Annotated in this window: 11 protein-coding genes; 2 read left to right on the top strand and 9 right to left on the bottom strand. The window is 61.4% G+C overall.

Features of this window, described 5'->3' with window-relative positions; genetic code table 11:
* Positions 1-381: 381 nt before the first annotated feature.
* From AC0Z8Z_RS06745 to AC0Z8Z_RS06755, 3 genes are read right to left on the bottom strand one after another with little or no spacing between them, the layout of a single operon-like run.
* Complete coding sequence (locus AC0Z8Z_RS06745) at positions 382-642, bottom strand: Imm32 family immunity protein (RefSeq protein ID WP_485618527.1); 261 nt, start codon at positions 640-642, stop codon at positions 382-384.
* Positions 639-5,207, bottom strand: coding sequence for an RHS repeat-associated core domain-containing protein (locus AC0Z8Z_RS06750; protein WP_485618528.1), 4,569 nt, complete (start codon positions 5,205-5,207; stop codon positions 639-641). Before AC0Z8Z_RS06750 ends, AC0Z8Z_RS06745 begins: the two co-directional genes overlap by 4 nt.
* Entirely contained in the window at positions 5,204-8,038 is a 2,835-nt protein-coding gene (locus AC0Z8Z_RS06755) for a type VI secretion system Vgr family protein (RefSeq protein ID WP_485618529.1), read from the bottom strand. The genes AC0Z8Z_RS06750 and AC0Z8Z_RS06755 overlap by 4 nt, the downstream gene beginning before the upstream one ends.
* Before the next feature lie 278 nt (positions 8,039-8,316).
* Here AC0Z8Z_RS06755 and AC0Z8Z_RS06760 point away from each other — a divergent pair, with 278 nt between their 5' ends.
* Positions 8,317-8,499 (top strand): hypothetical protein, encoded by a 183-nt coding sequence (locus AC0Z8Z_RS06760; protein WP_485618531.1) that lies wholly within the window; start codon positions 8,317-8,319, stop codon positions 8,497-8,499.
* 43 nt (positions 8,500-8,542) lie between these two features.
* On the opposite strand, the gene AC0Z8Z_RS06765 is transcribed toward AC0Z8Z_RS06760, so the two are convergent.
* The 6 genes from AC0Z8Z_RS06765 to AC0Z8Z_RS06790 all read right to left on the bottom strand — a co-directional run bounded on the left by AC0Z8Z_RS06765 (position 8,543) and on the right by AC0Z8Z_RS06790 (position 16,102).
* Positions 8,543-9,892, bottom strand: a complete 1,350-nt coding sequence (locus AC0Z8Z_RS06765; RefSeq protein ID WP_485618532.1) for an APC family permease — start codon at positions 9,890-9,892, stop codon at positions 8,543-8,545.
* A 180-nt stretch (positions 9,893-10,072) separates the two neighbouring features.
* Positions 10,073-10,567, bottom strand: a complete 495-nt coding sequence (locus AC0Z8Z_RS06770; protein ID WP_485618534.1) for a CinA family protein — start codon at positions 10,565-10,567, stop codon at positions 10,073-10,075.
* A gap of 217 nt (positions 10,568-10,784) precedes the next feature.
* Positions 10,785-12,548, bottom strand: a complete 1,764-nt coding sequence (locus tag AC0Z8Z_RS06775; RefSeq protein WP_485618536.1) for an ABC transporter ATP-binding protein — start codon at positions 12,546-12,548, stop codon at positions 10,785-10,787.
* The gene (locus AC0Z8Z_RS06780) at positions 12,538-13,746 is read right to left on the bottom strand and encodes a beta-glucosidase (protein WP_485618537.1); all 1,209 of its coding nucleotides are present in this window, start codon (positions 13,744-13,746) and stop codon (positions 12,538-12,540) included. The genes AC0Z8Z_RS06775 and AC0Z8Z_RS06780 overlap by 11 nt, the downstream gene beginning before the upstream one ends.
* Positions 13,743-14,933, bottom strand: coding sequence for a UDP-galactopyranose mutase (gene glf / locus AC0Z8Z_RS06785; RefSeq protein WP_485618539.1), 1,191 nt, complete (start codon positions 14,931-14,933; stop codon positions 13,743-13,745). Before glf ends, AC0Z8Z_RS06780 begins: the two co-directional genes overlap by 4 nt.
* Positions 14,921-16,102 (bottom strand): glycosyltransferase family 1 protein, encoded by a 1,182-nt coding sequence (locus AC0Z8Z_RS06790; RefSeq protein ID WP_485618540.1) that lies wholly within the window; start codon positions 16,100-16,102, stop codon positions 14,921-14,923. Before AC0Z8Z_RS06790 ends, glf begins: the two co-directional genes overlap by 13 nt.
* Positions 16,103-16,415: 313 nt before the next feature.
* On the opposite strand from AC0Z8Z_RS06790, the gene galE reads away from it, so the two are divergent.
* Positions 16,416-17,441 (top strand): UDP-glucose 4-epimerase GalE, encoded by a 1,026-nt coding sequence (gene galE, locus AC0Z8Z_RS06795; protein WP_485618541.1) that lies wholly within the window; start codon positions 16,416-16,418, stop codon positions 17,439-17,441.
* The last annotated feature ends 333 nt before the right edge of the window (positions 17,442-17,774 follow it).

Consider the following 17,774-nt stretch of genomic DNA (forward strand, 5'->3'; position numbering starts at 1 on the left):
GGGTTGAAGTCAGAAAGGAGTAGGTCAGATAGGGGACTGATTTATTTACAACGCTTCACCGTAAATTAATCTGTCCCCGATGATGCTTTGAGCCAGTTTAAGGAGCGGCGCCCTGCCCCTCGTATCTGCGCAATTAAAGGGGTCCGTCCCCTTTTACTGTAAATAAATCTGTCCCCACTGTACGTGTGTCCCCACTGTACGTGCTCCGCCTTTGCTTACTGGCGGGACCTGGGCGTGTCGCTGCGCGCTCTTCATTGCGTCCCTACGAGATAAAGGGATCCGTCCCCTTTATCCTCCGCATTATGGTTGGTTAGCGAGTTGAAGGGGTCCGTCCCCTTTAAATCCTCGTCAGCATAAGGGGCTGTCCCCTTTAGCCATTGGCTAGCCTTTTTTAGGCTCAACAATTTCACGGTTCAGGGCGATGAAATCGACATGGGTTTCATGGGAAAAATCTTCAACTATGTCTTGGAGGTGGAGGTGCTCCAGGCCGAACTGTGCCATTTCGTCCGCCGCATTGATTAGAAAATTCCCTAAAGCTCTCATGGTTTCGGAATCCGCGATAATTGATATCTCATCAAGTTGAATATTTTTATTACTGCCAATGGCCGTGCCATGTACGGTAAAAGCCGTAAGATTTTTCATAGGTTGAATCCCTGCGATCGAAGGTAATCTTTCTCTTTACGCGTCAAATCATCCACATCACCACGTGAGCCGTGACTCTGTGAGCCGTCTCGGTTTACAACAATTTCTTTCTTTCTGGACTTGCATTGGCAGTGAGCATGAACCTGCTGATTAGTGTTTTCCACATGGGGCGGGTCGAGTCGTATTCGGCCTGTACCTACCGGTTCCCAACGCCCCGAACTCGCCAAGCCCGTCGGATCAATCCACGATATCGGGTTCGGCGCATAAACATGGAGGTTCAATCCGCCCGCGTAGCTGATCGGATCCTTACTGATAAACCGCCCGACCCTTGGATCATAGTACCGATGCCGGTTGTAGTGCAGGCCGGTTTCGTGGTCGTGGTATTGGCCTTGGAATCGAATCGGGTTGGTCAGGCCGACTTGTTGGGCGAACTCGGAGCGCTGTTCGGTTGCTTCTCCCCATGCTTTGTATTGCGCGCTCCAGGCGGTGTTGCCGTTCTGGTCGGTGATTTCCTGGGGGGTGCCGAGGTGGTCGCATTGGTACCAGGCGAGTGCATCAATCGGTAGCGCGACGGGTTTGTAGTTCCACAGCGGGTCTTCTTTGAAGTTGTAGCGTCCGGTGTAAGTCGGTTGGCTGACGAGGCGGATGGTCTCGTGTCGGATGGCTTGGACCACGGGAACGAAGGTGCCGGGCTCGTGGATGTAATGCACCGTGCGGCCGAGGGCGCCGACGTATGGCGGCGGGCTGCTTTCCCAGGCCAGGTTGTCGCCATCCCAGCCGTAAAGCGTGAAGCCGCAGCCAAGCTCGCGTTCTTTGCGGGCGTGTTCGTTTTCGTTCCAGCCGGTGCCGGCTTCCGGGCGTGGGCGGTAATGGGCTTTTGAGAGTTTGTAGAGGCGACGTCCGAGTGGGTCGTAGCCGAAGTCGACGGTGAGGCGCGGATCGCGGAAATGCGCGAGGCGATCGAAGAGGTCCCAGTGCAGTTCGCTGCGCAGGCCGTTGGTCCAGCGCGTTGTCTGGTTGCCGCGTTCGTCGTACTCGTAGTGGTTGCCGGCGTAGTCGCGCAGCAGGTTGTCCACGAGTTTATGGCGGACAGGTTCGGGGTCGAGTGGACGACGGACGGGGACGGCGCTGTCGTTGAGCAGGTTGCTGGCCGGGTCGAAGGCGAAGGTTTCTGTACCCAGGCGACTCGTGGCGCTGAGCAGGCGACTGACTGGGTCGTAGCGGTAACTCAATTGGCCGCGACGGCTGTCGTGGATGTCGGTGAGCTGGCCGGCGGCGTCGTAGGTGTAAGCGCGCTTTATGAGCGTGGATTTGTCGTCAGTGCGTCCTAGCAGTTGTTCGTGCAGACGCCCCGCCGGGTCCCATGACTGGGTTTGCAGCAGGCTATTGCCTTGATGCCGCTTGATCTCGCGGTGCAGGTCATCGCGCTCGTAACTGAGCAGTTCATGTTCGTCCAGCTTCAGGCTCAGCAGATGGCCGCTGCCGTAAGTCAGCCAGCTGACGCGATGCCCGTCCGGGCGGATGGTCGCGACGCGATTATTAAGGGCGTCGTATTCGTGCTGCCAGACGGCAACCAGGGGTTTATCCAGATTCGAATAATGCTGGTGCTCGCGCACTAGGTTGCCGGCGGGGTCATGGAACCATTGCAACCGGCTGGCGGTATTGGTGGCCATGACTAGATGGCCATTGCCGTCGTAGGCAAAGGTTTCGCTCTGGGACTTTTCGCCGAGGGTGGCGCGGCGCTCGGTGAGACGGCCCACTGGGTCGAAGGTCAGCGCGATCTTGCGCTGGCCGTTAATAGTCTCGGCAAGGCGGCCGGTTTCGGGATCGTACTGATAGCGAGTCGAGCGATTGTCGAAGCCGCGCTCTTCCAGCAGCCTGCCCACAGTATCGTAGTGAAAATGCGCGCGGCGCTCGTTTTCGTTTTCCAGCGCAACAAGACGACCGAGTTTGTCCCAGCGATAGCGCAGGGTTTGCTCGGCGGCGTCGACGCGTTCGGCGATAAAACCGGCGGCGGTGTAACGCCATGTGGTGCAGCGTTCAAGGCCATCGGAGTGGGCCAGCAAACGACCTTCAGCGTCGCGGCTAAAGCGTTCTTCGGTCTTGTCCGGATGTTTGATCAGGACCAACTGGCCGGCTTTGTACTCGTATGTGGTGCTGTGCCCAGCAGGATCGGTGAAGCGAACCATTTGGCCGCGTTCGTCGTACTCCCACGCACTGACCTTACCCGAGCAGTCGGTGTACTTAACGAGTTGTCCGGCGTCGTTATAGACCAACGCCTTTGTATTGCCGTTGGCGTCCTTGATTGCTGTAGGAAGGCCAAACATGTTGTAGGCGTATTCGGTAACGTTCTCTAGCGGATCAATCGCTTCAACGAGATTTCCGCGATGGTCATAGTCCCGTTTCCACAACCCGCCTTCGCCATCGCTGATCTTGATCAGGTGGCTTTTGTCGTCGTAGGCGTAATTCATCACGCTGTGATCAGCGCGGGTGTGCTCAGTCAGATTGCTGAGCTTGTCGTAACGATAGCGGTCGGTGCTGCCGTCGGTGTGGACGTGGCGGATGATGTTCTTGGCGGCATCACGGAAGAACCATTCCGAGCGCCCGTCGGCGTGGCAGATGCGATAGGTGTAACCGAGGCCGTCGTAGTAATGCCGGGTTTCGTGACCCAAAGCGTTAGTGACGTAGGTCAGACGGATGTTTTCATCCCACGCCAATCGCGTGTCAAAACTGCCGTCGTCAGCCCATTCGCGGATGGCCTTCGCATCGGGACCGGAGCCTTGCCATTGAAGATTCAAACCGCGATTCGTACGGTCGGTGTAGCGAGTGATTAGGTGATTTTGATACTGATAACGCCAGGCCGAGCCGTTCTCATCCTGAGCCAGAACAAGATCGCCAGAATTGTCGTACTGATACGCGCAAAGTTGGCGTTTGACGGCGCCGTCACGAACTTCCCACAGGCCGGTCAGACGCCCCTGATCATCAATCAAAGTGCCAAGGCGAAGATGGACTTTGTTGGCATCTTTTTCGGAGTAAGTCACCAGCTCGGAGAGCACCAATTGCCCATCATGCCGATGCTCGTAATGCAGCATCACCCCGGCGCCATTAGGCAAAACTTTGTTGATCAGGACAAAACGATCACCCCGCCGAACATAGGTTTCCCGATGATTCAGGCCACGCATCAGCAATAACCGATCTTTGCTGAGGCGAACGACCGTCAGGTTTTCAATGGCGTTGAAGTGAAAGAGTTTTAACTTGGGCAGAGGAAATTCATGGCTGCGTCCGTCGGCGTCATGAAACACCAAACCGTCACCCACACAATCAAACCGAGTGGTAAACGGCGTGATCCAACGCGCACCAATGACATCCTGATCGTAAGCATCCAGACTCGAACAATAGGTGCGCGTCCACTCAATGGGAAAAGGCCCCGGCAAACTGAAATCGGTATGACTGACCGACTCCGAGCCCATCGCAAAGCTGATGCTGTTCCCCGTTGAGCCGCAGTTACAGGCGCAAGGACAGGCACAGGTGCACTTCTTCAGTACGTTGGGCCGGCCCTTCGCCGGCTTCTCACGCTGAACAACTTCGAGTTTGCCTTCGCTGCCCCGTCGCTTGGCCTGATTAACCACCCCCGGTTTGATGTTGAAAGACTGACCATGCCCATTGCGGGAACGCCAACTTACAACCGCTCCAGCCAACGTCTGCAGCAACGCTCCAATCGAGTTTTGAGCCCCAGGATCCGCTAGACCATTAATCTGGGCCCGAAGCTCTGACCCCATGGCGCGCAACAATTTGGCCTGTCTAACCACCTCCGCCTTGACTGCGTCAGGCACCAAATGCTCGACGGCGCCGTTAACTGCGCCCTTGCCCGCAGCAGTGCACACCTCCGCCGCTGCCACAAAAATATTGCCAATCGCCGCCTGAGGGTCGTAGGCCCAAAGATCGCCTGCGGCATGAACTAACTGCCCCGCCTCAAGCAAATCGGCCTTGGCGTTCAGTTTTGGGTCTACCAAGCTCTCCAAGCCAGCAGCGATCTGAAGCAGCACGCCTTCGCCCAGCTTCCCGGCATCCTCAAGAATCCCGGGCAGCTTCCCCTGCGCCTGGGTCACGAAATCATCAAGGGTCCCGACGATGGTGGCATTGAGGTGCCCGATCAGAATCTCGATCAGCGCGTCACCCAGCAGCATCTTGCCGGCTTGCCGCATCTCCTGACGCACCAAAAAAAGCATCGGCCGCAAGCTCATCCGAGCCGCCGCCATGCCCGGCGGGATGGGGACCATGCCGATCAGGTTGATGCCCAAACTGACCCAATCCAGCGGGTCGCGCTTGTCACTGGTCGCCAGCCGGACGATGTCATTCAGCGCATCAACCAGCGCCATGATGTTGCCCACCACCGGCAGCCCGCCGGCCACGGTCTTGATCCGCTCAAGCGTGACAACCCCGCCACTGATCTCCTGCAGCCAGGCATCGACATTCGCCGCGCCAAGACCAACGTCTTCCAACTGGATCTGATCAAGCGGTACAACCGCCACCTGAGGCTCGCGCGCTCCCATATCCGCGCTCATGACAACTTCTCGCCGGCCAGCAAGTCCGGAGCCTCAAGCAGGCTCTCCAGCTCAGTTGGCGCCGGCAGGCTCGGGAGCTTCCCGCTTTTGATCACGCCACTCAGAACGCTCGAAACAAGAGGCGCGAGTGCGGTGGCCTGCGCCGGCAAACTCGCTCCGGCGCCCTGCACCGCCGCCAATCCGTGCTCAAGCACATCCCAGTTCTTGCTCGGCAACCCCTCCGTGACTGCCGCCTCCAACTGCGCCGGAACGGCTCCCGCACTGGGCGGCGTAGCTGGCCATTCGGGCTTGCCGATGACGCTGCCATCCGTCCAGGTGTCTGCGGGGTCTTTGCCAAAGGTCACCCTTCCCGGCCCCGGCGCAGCACCGGAAACGGTCATGAAACCCTTGCCGTCGAGCGCCCCTGTGACGCGTTTACCCAGGGCATCGATCACCTCGTAACCGCCGCCCTGAATGCCTTGCTGCCCCGCGTACTGGTTGAACAACTCAAGGTCGCCCTCGCCCGGCTTTGGTGGCTCGGGGAACACGCCCGCCAGGTTTTGCGCCGAGGTGTAGGCAAAGTTGGCGGCGTGGGCGGTGTACGGCCCGGTGGTGACGTGGGTGATGCCGGCCGCGTTGTAGGTGGTGGCGCTGCCGCCGCCCTGGATCACCAGTTCGGTTTTCGCGGTGAGGGTGATGCGCTCGGCGTTGGCGGTGATGTTGAGTTTGGCCAGCAGGTTGATGCTGTCCTTCAGGGCCCGCACGTCGATGTCGCCGGACGCCGCGACCAAACGCCAGCCAAGGCTTTGCACGAACAGGCGCATGCCCTGGCTGGCGCTGGCGAGCAGGCGTTTACCCACGGAAAAACTGGTGTGCCCCGTGCTGCTCAACGCCAGGTGTTCGCCGGTGGCGATGTGGCTTGAGCGCGGTGTGGTCAGGGCAATGCCCGCCGGGCTGGCGAGCACCAGATGCGCTTCGGTGAACTCGGGGAACTCGTTGCCACTTGCGTTGGCAGGGCCGCTGCCGAGCACGCCCTGATGCTGGGCGTGCAGGGCTTTGGCGACGTCATCCTGATCCCCAGGTTCCTGTGCCTGAGATTCCTTGGCTTGCACCGCGAAGCCGTCTTGCTGATCGGCGGCAGTGGCCAGGCGTTCGGCGGTTTCCGGCAGGTCCTTGTGGTGCTTCGATTCGTGGGGACGCGGCTCGGTGGTGATCAGCAAGCCAGCGGCGGCCCGGACAGCGCCGTGCCGGTCGGTGCGCAGCTCGAAACCTTCGCCCCGGGGCTGGCCGCCGGCGGGCCGCGGATGGGTCAGGTAGCCGAGGTTGATGGCACTGGCGCCATGATCGCTGCGCAGCGCAATGCTGATCTCGCTGGTGGTGTCGTCGATGCGCAATTCGTTAGCGCGACTGCCCTTGTATTCCTTGCTCTTGACCGTGGCCAGGGTCTTGAAATCGGGCAGTTTGTACGGCGGCAAGTGGGCGCCGTGGTACAGGCAACCGGTGATGAGGGGCTGGTCGGGGTCGCCTTCAAGGAAGGTGATCAGGACTTCCATGCCGACCCGCGGCAGATTGATCGCCCCGAAGTGCTGGCTGGCCCAGTTCGACGCCACGCGCATCCAGCAGCTGGACTTGTCGTTGTGCTGCCCTTCCCGGTCCCAGAAAAACTGCACCTTCACCCGGCCGTGCTGATCGCAGTAAATCTCTTCGCCTTCGGGCCCGGTGACCACGGCGGATTGTGTGCCCAGCACCTTCGGCTTCGGATGCTCCAGCGGTGGCCGGTAATGAACGTCCCACGGCGTGGCGCTGAAACGGTTGCGATAGCCTTGATGGAAATCGCTCTTCAGGTCAGTGACGTCGCTGATGATGACTTCTTCCAGTACCTGCGGCTGCTTGCCTTCGTGGAAGACCTCGGTCAGCAGCCACAGGTCGTTCCACAGCGGGTTGGCGTGTCCGGTCAGGGCGAGAAAATGACCGCTGACCAGGCGTGGCTGATCGCTGCTGCCTTCGGCCAGCCGGTAGTCGCTGCGGTGGCGCTCGAGGGCGCGATTGGCCAGATGGCGGCCACGTTCGCGATCAGCGAAGCGGCCGGGGTAGTCATAATCTTCGAGGTCCGGGACGGCCACACTGTTGGCGCTGCCTTCCAGCTGGAACTTCGGCTTGGTGAAGTCGTAATCACGCCGCGTCGTGCGGCTGGTGCGGGTGTTCATGCGCAGGCCGAAGCGCTTGATCACCTGGACGTCGGCGACCAGTCCGGTGTCCTGCTGATAGAGCACCGGCGCCAGTTTCGGAAATACCGTCTGGTCGTCGCCGAACACCAACACATGGCCCTTGGCGCTGTGTTGGAAATGAAAGTGAATGCCTTCCTCTTCGCACAAACGCTGGATGAAATGCAGGTCGGATTCGTCGTACTGCACGCAATAAACGCGCTCGGGATAGGTCGCGCCGAGCTGGAACCGGTAGTCGATGGAGAGGATGCCGTGCTCTTCCAACACCTGACTGATGATTTGCCGCACCGTCATCTGCTGGAAAAGGCGCTGGTTGATCCGGTGGGCCAGGTACGCCAGCTGCGGCCGCAGGGAAATCCGGTAGCGGGTCAGGCGCTTGCCGGCATCGCCCTGGGCGATGCTGTAGGCCAGCCCGTGGACACCGGTGCCGTCTTCGGCCAGTTGCAGAAACGTCTGCCCGTGCAGCAGGCTTTCAAGGTCCAACGCAGCCATTTCGCTGACCAGTTCCACCTCGAATTCGAACGGTTGGTTGAGGCGCTCCCGGCCGGTGAAGGACAGCACTTGGAACAGCGTGTCCTGCCCGTTGAGGGTCAGGCTGAATGAGGCTTGGTTGGCCGGTGCGAACATCCCGTGTTCCTTATGCGCTGTTGCGGCAGCAGTCGATGCCGAGGGGGCAATCAACGACTGCAAATGCGTGGAAGGACAGCGAACCGCCTTGCCGTTGCCGGCGTCGACGGCGCTCTCCGCCTTCCGGAAATCGCGAGTGATCGGGTGTATTCGCGTTTCCAGAGGACGACGGAGATATCAAGGGGCGTGCCAGCGCGGGCGCAGCCCTTCTGTCACAAGGGTTTGCGGTAAATGCTTAAGGGGATCAGGGGGTGATTCGGTAAGGAATCCGGGGAAATGTGCGCAAGAAGTTGCGCACCTCTGCGCAACTTCTTGCGCACTGCTCTGCAGGCCTCCAAATACGCGGCCTGCAGGGCGATGGTCAGGCTTTTTTTGCGCATGGACTGCGCAACTTTTTGCGCATGATGGCGATGGGGAATTACAGAGTTGTGAGCACGCGCACCGGCCGTTCAAGCGGCTGATCAGGATCGGCGGGATTGCACCGCCGATCTTCAGGACGCTGGATCAATACTCGGCGTCGGCATCCGCCAGATGGGTGTTGAACGCTGGCCGCGTCCCGCCTACACGGGCCAGGAAGTACAGCGCCACCCCCACCAGCATCAGTGCCCCGGCACGCAGCCAGGTTTCGGCGCTCTGCTGCGTCAGGAGGATCAGGCATGACACGATCGCCAGTACCGGCACCCAGGTCGGCACGCGGAAGTGGTCAACGTCGACGGTGTCCTTGCGCAGGACCAGCACGGCGAGGTTGGTGCTCATGAACACGAACAACAGCAGCAGGACCACGGTCTCCGCCAAGGTTGCCAATGAGCCGGTGAGTGTCAGGATGATCGCGACCACTGTCGTCGCGACAATGGCCACCCACGGCGTCCGTCGTTCCGGCAGCACGTTCGACAGCACGTGGGGCAGCAGGCCTTGGCGCGACATGCCGTACGCCAGACGGCTGGACATGATCATGGTCAGCAGCGCGCCATTGGCCACGGCAACCAGCGCAATAAAGGCGAACAGCCGAGGTGGAATCCCGAGGTTCGACGCCTTGACCACTTCCAGCAGCGGTGCCGACGAGTGCACCAGTTGCTCAATGGGCATGACGGTGGCGGCGGCGACGCCGACACCCATGTAGATCGCCCCGGCAATCAACAGCGCACCGAACAACGCGCGGGGATAGACGGTGCGCACGTTGCGCACCTCCTCCGCCAGATTGGCCGAGGTCTCGAAGCCGACGAACGAGTAGAACGCCAGCAACGCCGCCCCGAGCACGGCGAACGCGGGGTTGACCCCCTCCTTGAATTGCACGGCGCGGGACAGATCCGCGTCGCCGGAGCGGAAGAACCAGATGGCCGCGACGATGACCAGGAGCAGGCCCGATACTTCGATGACCGTCATCACCAGGTTGGCGGACAATGACTCCTTGATGCCACGTGCGTTGAGCAAGGCGATGACCACCAGGAAAATCAACGCGACAACGTGAGCCGGCAGATCGATAAACGGCGCCATGTAGTCGCCGGCAAACGCGAGGGACAGGCCTGCTGCACTGGTCACGCCTGCCGCCAGCATGCAGAAGCCCACCAGAAACGAGATCAATGGCGACTTGAAGGCTTTGCCGGCAAACACCGCTGAAGCACCGGCGTGGGGGTATTTGGTGACCAGCTCGGCGTAGGAGCCTGCAGTGAGCATGGCAAAGCACAGCGCAATGAGCAGCGGTACCCAGATCGCACCGCCCACTTCACCGGCAATCGTACCGGCCAACGCGTAAACCCCGGCACCAAGGACGTCGCCAAGGATGAACAGCAGCAGCATCGGGCCAGTGACTGCGCGTTTCAGTGCCCTGCTTGGCGGGTGTGGAGGTGTGCTCATGGGGTCGCTCCGCTGTGCTGCGATAGTAAAGGAATGATCTTAAGGCTGACCCGTTGAGCACGGGGAAGTTGTGGCAGGGCGATACGGCGACGATGAGTGGTGATCTCCAAGGCCGACGTTCAGGCACCGCCCAATGCCTGCACGCCCAACGCGAGCCCGCACCGCTGCGCTTCGGTCCATCTAACGCGGGGTTTCGACCAATCGCTGGTGACGGAGCCGGATCTGCTCAAGCGCGTACACCGCTGCCTGATGTTGCACCGACGCCCGATCTCCCGAAAACAGACGCTGCTCGCTGGAGACCCGCAGTTCCCCGTGATGCAGGAATCCCCAGGCAAAACACACTGTGCCGGCGGGAATGCCGTCCATGTCATCCGGACCGCACACGCCCGTTGTCGCGACCGCGACATTAGCGGGGCTGTCGCGCAATGCGCCGACGGCCATCTCCTCGGCGACTTCAACGCTGGTGAGGTTGCATCGCTCGATGGTTTCAGGGCTCACGTGAAGCAAACGCTGCTTGGCTTCGGGCGAATACACCACATAGCCGCACTCGACCAGCGAGCCGCTGCCCGGCACTTTCGCCAGCAGCGCCATGATCATCCCGGCAGTGCAGGACTCGGCTGTGGCCAACAAGAGCGCATGCTCCCGGAGATAGTCCAGAACGGATTCGGCAGACATCGTTAAGCTCCCCCTATGACGGCGGTATTGCCTTGTGGATACAGGCATCTGGAACCTTGCCGCCGGTGCAGCGTTGCGATTGCGTGACAATCAGGAGATGAAAGGCAGTGGCCCGCGTTAAACCGGCTAGTTCGGGGCGGCCCGGCACTTCGCAGCAGACGTTCCAGAAGCCGCCTGCCGGCATTCTCCTCATCACCATGAGCCACTCGAACCCGCATCAGCGCTCCGGCGCCATGCTCTGCAGCTGCCACAGCGTGCGAAACTGACCCGGCGCCTCCCGCAGCGCTCGTGGCGGACCGTCCTGAATCAGTTGCCCGCCTTCCAGAACCAGTACCCGGTCAAAACCGGCAATCGTCGACAACCGATGTGCTACGGCCAGCACCGTGCGCCCGCGCATCAAGTCGGCCAGGGCCCGCTGGATGATCGCTTCGGAATCGGAGTCCAGCGCCGAGGTGGCTTCGTCAAGAATCAGGATGGGTGCGTCCTTCAGAAACGCGCGAGCCAGGCCAAGGCGCTGCCGTTGTCCACCCGACAACATGACACCGCGCTCCCCAACTTGCGTTCGGTAACCCTGGGGCAGTGCGCGGATGAATTCATCGCAATAGGCCTGGCGCGCAGCGGCGACGATTTGCTCCTCGCTGGCGTCGGGCAGGCCATAACCAATGTTTTCCAGCACGGTGCGGTTGAACAGCGCCGGCTCTTGCGGAACCACCGCAATTTGCCGACGCAGGCTGTCCTGGCTGACCGAGCGGATGTCGCGTCCGTCGATGAGGATCGCGCCGTTGCCCACATCATCAAGACGCTGCAGCAGGCTGATCAGCGTGGACTTTCCAGATCCAGACGCACCGACGATGCCGACGCTCTGCCCTGCAGGAATGTCCACGCCCAGGTGACTGAATACCTGCACGCCGCCGGGGTATGTGTAGCCGACGTCCACAAGTTGAATATGCCCACGGGGTGGCGCCAGTTCCTCGGGAGCATCGCTGAGCGCATGGGGCTGGGCGATGATGTTCAGGGTTTCGGCGATCACGCCCATTTGCTGCGAGGTGTCCACCAGCGCCAGGGCCAGGTCCCGCGATCCGTGCAGAATACGGAATGTCAGGGCGCTGACCATTACCACATCCCCGGGCGTGATCTGCGCATCCAGCCATAACGAGATCGCCCAGCCGAGCATGGCACCCGCCATGATCGACAGGCAGATGTCGTGCAGCACCCGCGCCTTCTCCAGGTAGATCCAACTGCGCCGTTGCGCCCGGGCTTCCACGCCGATTTCCCGCTCCAGCCGGGCGCGCTCGCGATCCCGTCCCGAGAACGCCTTGATGGTCCAGACGTTGGACACCAGGTCGACGATCTCACCGCCCACCCGCGCCGATTGCGAAGCGAAATCGATGTGCCGCGTCCGCCCGCGAATGCCAATCACGGTGATCAGCGCAGCGACCATGAACACGCAGACAATCAGTGCGAAGGCCATCGACAAGCGCACGGTGCACAGCACAATCACCGCGCCGACGAAATCCACGCAGGGCGGGATGATCTTCCACGCCAGACCGCCGTAGATCGAGCCCGCCGCCGCACCCGCCGAAGACACCCGGTTGGCCAGTGCTCCGGCAAAATGCTGGGTGAAGTAACGCATGGGGTGGCCGGTCAGGTGCGTGAACAGGTCGATGCGCAAATCGGCGCAACTGCCGACCACGGTGCGACAGCCCAGCCAGCCACCGAGGCGCCAGAACACGTTCTCCATGACGATCAGGGCGATAAACAGGGTGAACGGCCGCCAGACGTGCGCCACGTGTTCCCTGCCGGCGGCCATGGCGTCGACCAGCAGCTTCATGCCGTACTGCACCGCCACCGCGCATCCGGCGGCGCCCACGACCAGCAACAGCATGATGAAGAAATGCCACGGCCGAACCCGAACGTAACGCCACAGAAAGGCGATGGGGGTCAACGGCAGCGGCTGCCGGCGCCAGTGGTCATTTTTCATGGGCGAGTCCGGCGGATTCCCGAATCGGGGTGCGCTGGGCACGGACCATCATGTGTTGCTGCAGCGCCTGTGCCTGTAGATGCATCGGGTGGAAAGGTGCGCGATTGCCTTCGCCGTCGGGATAACCAAACAAGCCGGTCGGACAGTAGCGTCCGTCGTCCCACCCGGGATAATCGAGAAACGGATACCAGCACACGCCCTCCATGGGCACGCCCCGGTCCAGCGCCAACAAAGACTGCTCTACAACGTAGTTGAACCATGGCACCCGCTCTTCGTCTTCGCACCCGGTCTCCGAGAGCAGAACGGGTCGCTGGTAACGGTGGTGCAACTCCTTGAGCATGCCGGCCAGAGGGCGATAATCCGGGCTGCCCCGCGGGATCATGCCGCCGCCGAACACCCACTGGTTATGCGGGTAAAAATTGGCACCAAGGATGTCCAGGTACTTCTCGTGCCCGCCCAGTCCCGGCCATTGCCGCCCGGTGAGCATGTCCCACGCCTCGAACTGCGCCATCCGATGGCGTTCAGCGTTTTCATGGTCCTCCCCGCGCTTCGAACCGGAGACCACGTGAATCACCGGATCACACTGAATGAATCGCGCGAAGGGGATCACATCCCGCACCGCCTCGATGGCGGCGATGCTCGCCCTCACCAACTGGTGTTTGAGTTCAAGGCCCCGCCCGTGGGCGCCCGGGTTGAAGTATCCGACGTCGCCCCCTGCCCAGCTCCAGAACGACATCTCGTTGATCGGCGCATAGAACGGAATCTCTGCGCCCTCCTCCCGCATCAGCGCTGCGGCAGCACCGGCGAAACGCGCGAAACGGTCGACGAACTCGGGGCGCCAGATGTCAAGGTCGTCCGGATAGCCGTAATGGCAGAGGTCCCAGATGACCTGAATGCCCCGCTCCCGTGCCGCTCGCAACATCGGCAGAAAACTGCTCCAGTCGTAGTGCCCTGGCCGCGATTCGATCAGGTGCCAGCGCAGGCCGTCGCGGGCGCAACCGATCCCCAGGCCGGCGAGCTGCGCGTAGTCGTTGGAAGCCCAGCGCGCATGACCGGTGGCGTCGGCCAGGTCCAGACGCTTGCCGTCGCGACGGCGCTGGCTCGAGCACTCGTAACCCGCCATCAGAAAACTTTTGAACAGTGCCGCATTGCCGTCAGCGCCGTGGGTGCCATCCCAACGGCGCTGAGGGGCGATCATGACGCTTCCGCTCCGGCGGCCTCGGCGGTCACGGCGTGGCCCTCTTCGATGCGCTGGTACAACGCCAGCGCCTGACCGACCACCTGATCCATGTTGTAGTACTTATAGGTGCCCAGCCGTCCAAGGAAGGTGACGTTCGCCGTTTCGTCCGCCAGCGCCTTGTAGCGCTTGTACAGCTCGGCGTTCTCCGGGCGCGGCACCGGGTAGTACGGATCGCCGTCGTCGCAGGGAAACTCGTAGCTGATGCTGGTCAGCGGGTGGGTCTGACCGGTCAGGTGCTTGTACTCGGTAATGCGCGTGTAGGGCACGCTCTGGTCCGGAAAATTGACCACCGCCACCGGCTGGTATTCGGCTTGCTGCACGGTTTCGTGCTGGAAGCGCAGCGAGCGGTACGGCAAATGGCCGAAGCGGAACTCGTAGTACTCGTCGATCGGCCCGCAGTAAATCAGGTGACGGTGGGCGATCGACTCGCGCACGGCCTTGAAATCGGTGTCCAGCAGGATGTCGATGTTCGGGTGATCGAGCATCTGCTCGAACATCCGCGTGTAGCCATCGCGGGGCATCATCTGGAAGGCGTCGGTGAAGTAGCGATCGTCTTCTGTGGTGCGGGTGGGAATGCGCGACGTCACTGACTTGTCCAGATCGCTCGGGTCCAGGCCCCACTGTTTGCGGGTGTAGCCCTGGAAGAACTTCTCGTACAGCTGGCGACCTATCTGATTGATGACCACGTCTTCCGAAGTACGAATGGCCGATACCGGCTCGGCACGTTCGGCGAGAAATACCTCGGCCTCTTCCGGCGTCATCGACAATCCGTACAAGGTGTTGAGGGTGGTCAGGTTGATCGGAATCGGCACCAAATGCTCATCGACCTGAGCCAGCACGCGGTGCTCATACGGGCGCCACTCGGTGAACTGCGAGAGGTAGTCAACGATGCGCTGAGCGTTGGTGTGAAAGATGTGCGGGCCGTATCGATGGACCATGACCCCGGCGGCATCAAGATGGTCGTAGGCATTGCCGCCGATGTGTTCGCGGCGATCTATCAACAAGACCTTTTTGCCCAATCCTGCGGCGAGGCGCTCGGCGATCACACTGCCGGCAAAACCGGCGCCGACGATGAGGTAGTCATAACCGCCTTTCGATGAGGGCGACGACGCATTGATGGCCTGTTCAAGGGTTACCTGAGGCATTCGATCTGCTCCTTCATGAAGCGGCTGGTGGTGTCCCACGACATGCCGTCGAGGGCGGCGTCGGCGCTTTGCAGAAATTCCGCCGAGCCCTTCAGGCCCAGGGCAGCATCGATGGCGGCGACGAACGCACCGGCAGTGTCGGCGATGGTCACGGCGCCGCTCTGGCCGTAGCCGCGGATGACGTCATGGATTGGCGTTGACACCACCGGGCAGCCCCCCGCCAGATACTCTGGCGTCTTGGTCGGGCTGATGAAACGCGTGGATTCATTGATCGCGAACGGCATCAATGCGACGTCCCAGCCGGCCAGGTACGCCGGCAGCTCGTCGTAGCTTTTGCCGCCGAGGTAGTGAATGTTGGGCAGCTGCGGCAACGTTGCCGGATCGATTTTCACCACCGGCCCGATCAACACGATCTGCCAGTCAGGACGCAGGGTGGCGAGCTTCTCGACGAGCTCGATATCGAAGCGCTCGTCAATGACGCCAAAAAAGCCCATGCGAGGATGGGCAATGCCGGCCTGATCGCCAGGATCGGCGAGGCCATCGCGGGCAGCGGCGAAATGCGCGATGTCGACACTGCTCGGCACCGGGTGGGCGTTGTCGTGTTGCCGCTGCTTGACCTCCCACAGGCTGTAGCCGCCGGTAAACACCACGTCGGCACGGGCCATCAGCTCGCGTTCCATGTCGACCAGTCGCACGGGCGCACCGCGGAACGCGGAAAGCTCGTCCATGCAGTCGAAGATCGTCACGTTGCCTTTCAGATGGTCGGTGAACGCCAGGCTCATGGGCGTCAGGTACCACAGCAACAGCTCCGCGTCGCCCCGCGCCAGCAGCATCTCGTCCAGCAGTTGACGCTGGGCCTCGGCAATCTGTTCTTCGCTCAGACCGTGGGCCAGTCGCGGCACGATGACTTCAATGCCCGGTGCCGGCTGCGAGTGATCCAGACGTGGCGTAGCGCGGTCTTCAGCAAGGTCCTCAAACACAGGCTCTTCAAAAAAGATCACGTCGTAATCGCGGGCCAGACGCGACATCACATGCTGAGGCCGCTGATAAACGAAGCCCCAGCGCAGGTGCGAGAGGCACAACAGCGTCGGGCGCGTTCGTTGCGTGGGCTGCAGCGGATTGTCGATGGCGACGGCGGATAACGAGTCGGGCTGTTCGGCAAGATTCATGGCGACTTCCTTTCTGAAAGGGACTGGCTGAAGGCCTGAACTTCCTTGGCTTCAACATCGAAGAGCGCGCGGCAGTCAGTGACTGATTGGGCGACTCATGAAGCTTGGAAGGCGGCGCCGCTTCGGCCGTTCAGCGAAGCCGCGCGATTACCGATGAACAGCATGTACCGGTGGATCATCGTGTTTGAACTCCGCGCGGTCGCTGTGCCCATAACTTGGACAGACACAGGTTTGCGTCGGCTGATTTCAGCCCGCCATACCCATCGCAGGATGCCCGGCCACATGTCGCCGGGGTGCGTTCGAGGGATTGCAGATGATTTTGATAACCGGCGGTGCAGGCTACATCGGCGCACACGTGGCGCTGGAATTGATGAACCAGGGCGATGACGTGTTGATCCTGGATAATCTTTGCAACAGCTACCGCTCGACCCTTGATCGCATCGCCACCCTGACGGGCCGCCGCCCCGGATTCGTGCTCGGCGACGTGCGCAATCGCGCCCTGCTCGACACGATTTTTGCCGATTACCCCATCGAAGCCGTCATCCACTGCGCAGGTTTGAAAGCCGTGGGCGAGAGCGTCCGCGAGCCGCTGCGTTATTACGACACCAACGTCGGCGGCACTGTGACGCTGTGTCAGGCCATGGCCCACGCCGGGGTGTTCACGCTGTTGTTCAGTTCATCAGCAACGGTGTACGGCGATTGCTTGACGATGCCCATCGATGAGACCTGCGCAACCGGGCAGCCGACCAACCCGTATGGTCAGTCCAAGTTGATGGCCGAGAATGTGATGAAGAGCATGGTCTGCTCGGACGAGCGCTGGTCGGTGGGTTTGCTGCGCTATTTCAATCCGATCGGCGCGCATATGTCGGGGTTGCTGGGCGAGGCGCCCACCAGTACGCCGAATAATCTGTTGCCGTATTTGTTGCAGGTGGCCAGCGGGCAGCGCGCGGCACTGAGTGTGTTCGGGCGTGATTACGAGACGCCGGACGGTACGGGGGTGCGTGATTACATTCATGTGGTGGATTTGGCCGAGGGGCATGTGAAGGCGCTGGATGCGCTGCGCCATCAGCGTGGTGTGCATGTCTGGAACCTGGGCACGGGGCTGGGGTATTCGGTGCTGGAGGTGGTGCGGGCGTTCGAGAAGGTCTCGGGGATTTCGGTGCCGCTGGTGTTTGAGGGACGCCGTGCCGGGGACATTGCGCGGTGCTGGGCGGATCCTGAGAAAGCGCTGGGCGAGTTGGGCTGGAGCGCGCGGCGATCACTGGAGCGGATGTTGGCGGATGCCTGGCGGTGGGAGTGCCATTTGCACGAGGCGGAAGCGGTGCCGCTCGTTAGCTGACGCTTTGGGTCAAGATCAAGAGCGTCGGCAAACCAAGAGCAAGAGCGTCGGCCTAACGGCCTCGGGTTTCGCCTTCGGCGAGTTACTTGGAAAAGCACCCCAAGTAACCAAGGGTGCTTGCTCCTGGTTGGGCCCTTCGTTCCTCAGGGTTCCTTCACTCCGGTCTCGCTCCGTGGGCCCGCGCCGAACGGGCATCCATGCCCTGACGGCGCTCTCGCCGCATCCATGCGGCTCGGCCCACCCCGCGAGACCTGCGTTCAGCCTGCACCAAAGTCGCGGTTGGCGGTGACTGGACCTTCTGTGTATGAGGATCGAAAGCAGATCAAAGGCAGA

Source organism: Pseudomonas sp. 1L-C-7-B-C1, assembly GCF_057291635.1.

Coding starts and splice junctions, on each gene's coding strand:
- AC0Z8Z_RS06775 (WP_485618536.1), bottom strand. CDS start 12,548: ATGAAAAATGACCACTGGCGCCGGCAGCCGCTGCCGTTGACCCCCATC.
- glf (WP_485618539.1), bottom strand. CDS start 14,933: ATGCCTCAGGTAACCCTTGAACAGGCCATCAATGCGTCGTCGCCCTCA.
- AC0Z8Z_RS06765 (WP_485618532.1), bottom strand. CDS start 9,892: ATGAGCACACCTCCACACCCGCCAAGCAGGGCACTGAAACGCGCAGTC.
- AC0Z8Z_RS06755 (WP_485618529.1), bottom strand. CDS start 8,038: ATGTTCGCACCGGCCAACCAAGCCTCATTCAGCCTGACCCTCAACGGG.
- AC0Z8Z_RS06770 (WP_485618534.1), bottom strand. CDS start 10,567: ATGTCTGCCGAATCCGTTCTGGACTATCTCCGGGAGCATGCGCTCTTG.
- AC0Z8Z_RS06790 (WP_485618540.1), bottom strand. CDS start 16,102: ATGAATCTTGCCGAACAGCCCGACTCGTTATCCGCCGTCGCCATCGAC.
- galE (WP_485618541.1), top strand. CDS start 16,416: ATGATTTTGATAACCGGCGGTGCAGGCTACATCGGCGCACACGTGGCG.
- AC0Z8Z_RS06745 (WP_485618527.1), bottom strand. CDS start 642: ATGAAAAATCTTACGGCTTTTACCGTACATGGCACGGCCATTGGCAGT.
- AC0Z8Z_RS06750 (WP_485618528.1), bottom strand. CDS start 5,207: ATGAGCGCGGATATGGGAGCGCGCGAGCCTCAGGTGGCGGTTGTACCG.
- AC0Z8Z_RS06780 (WP_485618537.1), bottom strand. CDS start 13,746: ATGATCGCCCCTCAGCGCCGTTGGGATGGCACCCACGGCGCTGACGGC.